Origin of the sequence: Roseisolibacter sp. H3M3-2 (assembly GCF_029211165.1) — a bacterium.
Lineage (GTDB): Bacteria > Gemmatimonadota > Gemmatimonadetes > Gemmatimonadales > Gemmatimonadaceae > Roseisolibacter.
On record NZ_JARGEK010000320.1, the window covers coordinates 1 to 5,708 of the forward strand.

Consider the following 5,708-nt stretch of genomic DNA (forward strand, 5'->3'; position numbering starts at 1 on the left):
GGTCTCAACTCCTTGGCTCACAGAACGACATGGCTACGATCCGACTTCGGGCGGGCGGCTGCGCGCCGCCGGGGCGGCGGCGGCCGAGGCGCGGGAGGCGGCGCTGGCGATGCACTCGCGCGAGCTGGTGCGCCGCGCGTGGGAGGCGCTGGCCGACGCGCAGGAGGCCGACGGCCGCCCGCACGACGCGCTGGCCTCGTACCGCCGCTACAAGGCGATGAGCGACTCGCTGCTCGACGCGGCGATGCTGCGGCGCGTGGCGACGCTGGAGGAGCGCGCGGCCACCGAGCGCCGCGAGCGGCAGATCGAGGCGCTGCGCCACGCGCAGGCGCTGAGCGCGCTGGAGGCGCGGCGCCGGGCGGCGCAGCGCGACGCGGTGGCCGCCGTCGCCGTGCTGCTGGCCGCCGCGGGGGTGCTGGCCTACCGCCGCCGCCGCCGCGACGCGCGCCGCGACGAGGTCCTCGCGCTCACCGACCCGCTGACGGGGGCGGCCAACCGCCGCTTCGTCCGCGAGCGCGTGGCGCGCGAGAGCGACGGCGGCGACGGGCTCGCGTTCCTCCTGCTCGACGTCGACCACTTCAAGCGGGTCAACGACACCTACGGCCACGGCGCGGGCGACCGGCTGCTGGCCGAGCTGGCGGGGCAGCCGCGCCGCGCGGTCGGCGGCGACGAGGTGGTCGTGCGGTGGGGGGGCGAGGAGTTCCTGGTCGTCTGCCGCGGGGCGTCGCCGCGGGCCGCCGCCGCCACCGCCGCCCGGCTCCGCGGCGCCGTGGCCGCCCACGCGATGCTGCTCGGCGGCGACGCGGTGCTGCGGGTGCGCTGCTCGGTCGGGTTCGCCGTGGCGCCGCGCGACGCGGCCGGGACCCGCTGGGGGTGGGAGGGGACGGTCGCCCTGGCCGACCACGCCCTCTACGCCGCCAAGGCGTCGGGGCGCGACGCCTGGGTCGGGTACTCGGCGGCGCGCCGCCTGACCGCGCCGACCGCCACCCCCGCGCCCGAGCACGTCGCCGCCTGGCTGGCCTCGGGGGCGCTGACCCGCGCCGCCTCCCACGACGACGGGAGCCGCAGCGCGGCGTAGCCGCCGAGACTCCCGGCGACGCGGGTGGGTCGGACGACCGATGGACTCCCCCGCGCGTCCTCAGTACCGTTCGGACAGGTTCCGACCGCCCTTTCCGCCCCCCGCCCCGATGCGTCTCCCCGTCGCCCGCGGTCCCCTGCGCGCGCCCGTCCTCGTCCTCGCCGCCCTCGCGGCCGCGGCGGGCCCGGCGCGCGCGCAGTCGCTGCGGGGATCGCCGGAGAGCGTCGAGCGGATGTGGCAGGGGGCGATGGAGGAGGGGCTCTCCTTCCACGAGACCCCGGACGAGGTCGAGGCGTCGGCCCGCTTCGGGCGGCTGGTGGCGCTGCAGGCGGGGGAGGACGTGGTGCTCCGCAACGTCGCCTTCCCCTACGTCACCCCGGCGACCAAGCAGTTCGTCGAGGTCCTCGGCGCGCGGCACCGCCTGGCGTGCGGCAAGCCGCTGATGGTCACCAGCGCCGCCCGCCCGGCCACGCGGCAGCCGTCCAACTCGGTCGCGCTCAGCGTGCACCCCACCGGGATGGCGGTCGACCTCCGCAAGCCGACGGGGCGCTGCCTGAAGTGGCTGCGCGGCGCGCTGCTGGAGCTCGAGGAGTCGGGGGTCGTCGAGGCGATCGAGGAGCGCCGCCCGCCGCACTTCCACGTCGCTGTCTTCTCGACGTCGTTCCGGCAGTACGCCGCCGCCCACCGCCGCGGCGCGGCGCCGAAGGTCGCGAAGGTCGTGGCGGCGGCCACGGCGACGCGGGCGACCAAGGGCGCGAAGCCCGCCGCGCCGTCGCGGGTCACGACCGTCGCGGCGCGCCGCAAGGCGGCCGGCCGGACGTCCGCCCGCACGCTCGCCAAGGCGCCCGCCCGCCGCTACAAGGTGCGCGACGGCGACACGCTGTGGGACATCGCGCGCGCCAACCGCGTGACGGTCAAGCAGCTGCTGGCCGCCAACCGGATGAAGAAGCCGGCGATCCGCCCGGGGCAGCGCCTCGTCCTCCCGACCGCCCCCGAGGTCGAGGCCGGGCAGTAGCGACGGCGGTGACGCCGCCCGCGCGGTAGCTTCGGCGCATGCCACTCCTGTGGGTCGCCGTCGCCGTCGCGCTCATGCTGGCGCTGCTCCTCGCGGCGAAGCTCGACGCCTTCTTCGCGCTGCTCCTGACGGCGCTCGCGGTCGGGCTGCTGAACGGGATGGACGTGCTGGAGGCGCTGCGGTCGGTGCTGCGCGGCGTCGGGAACACGCTGGGGAGCGTGGCCCTCGTCCTGGTGTTCGGCGCGATGCTCGGCCGCCTGGTCGACGAGAGCGGCGCCGCGCACGCGATCACGACGCGGCTGGTGGACGCCTTCGGGCGCGCCCGCGTGCCGTACGCGATGGCGCTCACCGGGCTGCTGGTCGGGCTCCCGATGCTGTACAACGCGGGGTTCCTGCTGCTCATCCCGCTGGTGTACGCGGTGGCGGCGGCGACCGGGCTCCCGCTGGTGCGCGTCGGCGTGCCGCTGGCCGCTGCGCTGTCGGTGACGCACGGCTTCCTCCCGCCGCACCCCGCGCCGACGTTCGTCGCCTTCGCCTACGGCGCGGACGTGAACCGCACGCTGCTCGTCGGGCTGGTGGCGACGATCCCGGCGATCCTGATCGGCGGGATCGGGTTCTCGCGGCTGCTCCCCGCGCGCGGCGCGACCGAGCCGCCCCCCGGGCTGTTCACGCCGCGGGCGACGGCGCGCGCCGACCTCCCGGGGCTCGGCGTCGGCCTGCTCGTGGTGCTCCTCCCGGTGCTGCTGATGCTCGTGGGCTCCGTGGTGGACGTGGCCATGGGCACCGCGGCGCTCGACCCGATGCGCGCCGACGTCGACTTCGCCGCGCGCCTCGCCGAGACGGTCCCCGACGCGGCGGGGCGGCGCGTCGTCGTGGCGGCCAAGTTCCTCGGCAACGCCACCGTCGCGCTGATGCTCGCGGTGCTGCTCGGCGTCTGGCTGCTCGGCCTCCGCCGCGGGCGCACGATGGACGACGTCATGAAGTCGCTCGGCGCGTCGGCGGCGGCGATCGCGACGATCCTGCTCGTCATCGCCGCCGGCGGCGCGTTCTCGCAGGTGCTGCGCGACGGCGGCGTCGCCGAGTGGATCGCGGCGCGCGCCACGGGGCTGGCGCTCGACCCGCTGGTGCTCGCGTTCGGCGTGGCGGCGCTGCTGCGGCTGGCCGTCGGCTCGGCGACGGTGGCGGGGATGACGACGGCCGGCGTCATGGCGCCGATGGCGGCGGCGAGCGGCGTGCGCCCCGAGCTGATGGTGCTCGCCACCGGCGCGGGGAGCCTGATGTTCTCGCACTTCAACGACACCGGCTTCTGGATGTTCAAGGAGTACTTCGGCCTCACCGTGCGCGAGACGCTCGCCACCTGGAGCGTGATGGAGATGCTGGTCGCGCTGGCGGGGCTGGGGGCCGCGCTGGCGATCCGCGCGCTGGCGTAGCGCCGACCTAGGCGCGCAGCGCCGCCGCCAGCTCGGCGACGATCGCGTCGGCCGGGCGCGCGGCGTCCACCACGAGCGTCGTCGCCGGCTCGGCGGGGCCGGGGCGCTCGAGCGTCGCCAGCTGGCTGTCGAGCAGCGCCGGCGGGAAGAAGTGCCCCGCGCGCGACGCGAGCCGCGCCGCCAGCACGTCGCGCGGCGCGTCGAGGAACGCGACCAGCACGCGGTCGGGGTGCGCGGTGTCGGCGAGCAGCGCCGCGCGGTACGCGCGCCGCAGCGCCGAGCAGGCGAGCACCGCCGAGCCTCCGCCGTCGACCATGCGCGCGACCAGCGCGTCGAGGCGCGCCAGCCGCGCCGCGCGCTCGGCGTCGGTGAGCGCGACGCCGGCGCGCATGCGGGCGCGCGCGTCGTCCGAGTGGAAGTCGTCGGCGTCGTGGAACGCCCAGCCGAGCGCGCGCGCGAGCGCGGCGCCGACGGTGGTCTTCCCCGCCCCGGCGGGGCCCATCACGACCGCCACGCGGCCCGGCGCGGGAGGGCGCTCCATGCCGCGGAAGCTACGCCCGCGGTCACCCCTTCGTCACGGCCACGGTGCGCGCCGCGGCGTCGAACGCCACGCGGTACTCGGCGAGCGCGCGCGTCGCCGGCCCCACCACCACCGCGCCGCCGGCGTCGTACTGCGAGCCGTGGCACGGGCAGGTGATGCGGCTCCCGTCGAACGAGCCGACGGTGCACCCCTCGTGCGTGCAGATGCTGGAGAACGCGCGGAACGCCCCGTCGCCGACGCGGATCACGATGACGTTCACCTGCTGCCCGCCCACGCTGCCGACGATCTGGTAGCCGCGCGCGGCGGCCAGCTCGGTGTTCTGGTCGAGCGGGATCGTGAGGACGTTGTTGGCGAAGGTCGCGCCGGTCGGCGTCACGCCGACCCCGCCTGTCGGCCCGCCCGGCCCGGCGGGCCCGTCGCCGCCCCCGCCGCCGCACGCGGCCAGCGCCGCGGCGACCAGCGAGCAGGTGGTGGCGCCGACGAAGTCGCGGCGCGTCAGCGGCGCGGGCGAGAGGACGGGGAGCGCGGGCATGGCATCCGGGTTCGGGTGGCGGACGTTCCTCCGGCGCAGACGGCGCGGGCGCGCCCGCTATTCCCGCCGCGGCGCGAGGGAATGAAGCGCCGCGTGCCGCCGTCTCCCTGCGCGCGCCATCCACCCTCCGACCGGATCCCGCCATGCGCCTCCGCCTCGCGCTCCCCGCGCTCGCGCTCCTGTTCGCCTGCGACGACGACGAGCCCACGCCGCCCGGCCCGCCGACGTTCACCGCGACGCTCACCGGCGCCGCCGAGCGCCCGACGCCCGTGGCGACGCCGGCCACCGGCTCGGCGCGCGTCGTCGTGAACGGCGCCAGCGTCGCCTACGAGGTCACGGTGAGCGGGCTCACCGGCGCGCCGCGCTTCGCGCACATCCACGCGCCCGGCGACGCCAACACCGCCGCCGGCGTGATCGTGAACTTCGACCCCGCCGCGGTCACGGGCCCGTCGGGGACGTTCTCCGGCACCTTCGGCGCCGCCGACATCGTCGGGCAGGGCGGGCGCGCGCCGATCTCGCTCGACTCGCTGGTCGCGCTGATGCGGAACGGGCTGGCCTACGTGAACGTGCACACCGCGCAGTTCGGCGCCGGCGAGGTGCGCGGGCAGCTGCGGCTCACGGGGGGCTGAGCCGCTCCAGCGCCTCCAGCACCTCGGCCGCCGACCGCGGGCGCGCGTCGCGGTCGGCGGCGGTGAGCCACCCCGCCAGCCCCGCGAGGGTGCGCGGCGCGTCGTCGTGCGCCGCCGACGCGTCGAGCTTGCGCGCGATGAACGCCTGCGGCGTGTCGACCGGGAACGCCGTCGCGCCGGCCAGGCACTCGCCGAGCACGACGCCCATCGCGTACAGGTCGGCGCCGGCGTCGGCGCGCGCGCCGAGCAGCACCTCGGGCGCCAGGTACTCGGGGGCGCCGACGACGGCGCCGGCGATGCGCCGCTCCCCGACCGCGGCGGGCGCGGGGGCGGCGTGGCGCAGCGCGGCCGCGACGCCGAAGTCGACGACCTTCAGCACCCCGTCCACGCGCAGCAGCAGGTTCTCGGGGCGCAGGTCGCCGTGCACGACGCCCTGCGCGTGCGCGGCCGCGACGGCGCACGCCAGCTGCCCGGCCAGCGCGA

The 5,708-nt window shown here is 77.7% G+C and carries 7 protein-coding genes; 4 read left to right on the forward strand and 3 right to left on the reverse strand.

Annotation, left to right across the window (positions count from 1 at the left end; genetic code table 11):
* The 3 genes from PYV61_RS19955 to PYV61_RS19965 all read left to right on the forward strand — a co-directional run.
* A partial coding sequence (locus PYV61_RS19955) for a GGDEF domain-containing protein (protein ID WP_275834910.1) occupies positions 1-1,078 on the forward strand: 1,078 nt, incomplete at its 5' end.
* A gap of 109 nt (positions 1,079-1,187) precedes the next feature.
* Positions 1,188-2,093 (forward strand): DUF5715 family protein, encoded by a 906-nt coding sequence (locus PYV61_RS19960; RefSeq protein ID WP_275834912.1) that lies wholly within the window; start codon positions 1,188-1,190, stop codon positions 2,091-2,093.
* A 38-nt stretch (positions 2,094-2,131) separates the two neighbouring features.
* Positions 2,132-3,523 carry a gluconate:H+ symporter gene (locus PYV61_RS19965; RefSeq protein ID WP_275834914.1) on the forward strand — a complete coding sequence of 464 codons (1,392 nt, stop codon included), beginning with the start codon at positions 2,132-2,134 and terminating at the stop codon, positions 3,521-3,523.
* A gap of 7 nt (positions 3,524-3,530) precedes the next feature.
* Here PYV61_RS19965 and PYV61_RS19970 read toward each other — a convergent pair whose 3' ends face one another.
* Both PYV61_RS19970 and PYV61_RS19975 read right to left on the reverse strand, forming a co-directional pair.
* The gene (locus PYV61_RS19970; protein WP_275834916.1) at positions 3,531-4,064 is read right to left on the reverse strand and encodes a gluconokinase, GntK/IdnK-type; all 534 of its coding nucleotides are present in this window, start codon (positions 4,062-4,064) and stop codon (positions 3,531-3,533) included.
* A gap of 22 nt (positions 4,065-4,086) precedes the next feature.
* Entirely contained in the window at positions 4,087-4,596 is a 510-nt protein-coding gene (locus PYV61_RS19975; RefSeq protein ID WP_275834918.1) for a Rieske (2Fe-2S) protein, read from the reverse strand.
* Between the two features lie 143 nt (positions 4,597-4,739).
* On the opposite strand from PYV61_RS19975, the gene PYV61_RS19980 reads away from it, so the two are divergent.
* Positions 4,740-5,225 (forward strand): CHRD domain-containing protein, encoded by a 486-nt coding sequence (locus tag PYV61_RS19980; RefSeq protein ID WP_275834920.1) that lies wholly within the window; start codon positions 4,740-4,742, stop codon positions 5,223-5,225.
* Here PYV61_RS19980 and PYV61_RS19985 read toward each other — a convergent pair.
* A partial coding sequence (locus PYV61_RS19985; protein WP_275834922.1) for a protein kinase occupies positions 5,212-5,708 on the reverse strand: 497 nt, incomplete at its 5' end. The genes PYV61_RS19980 and PYV61_RS19985 overlap by 14 nt on opposite strands.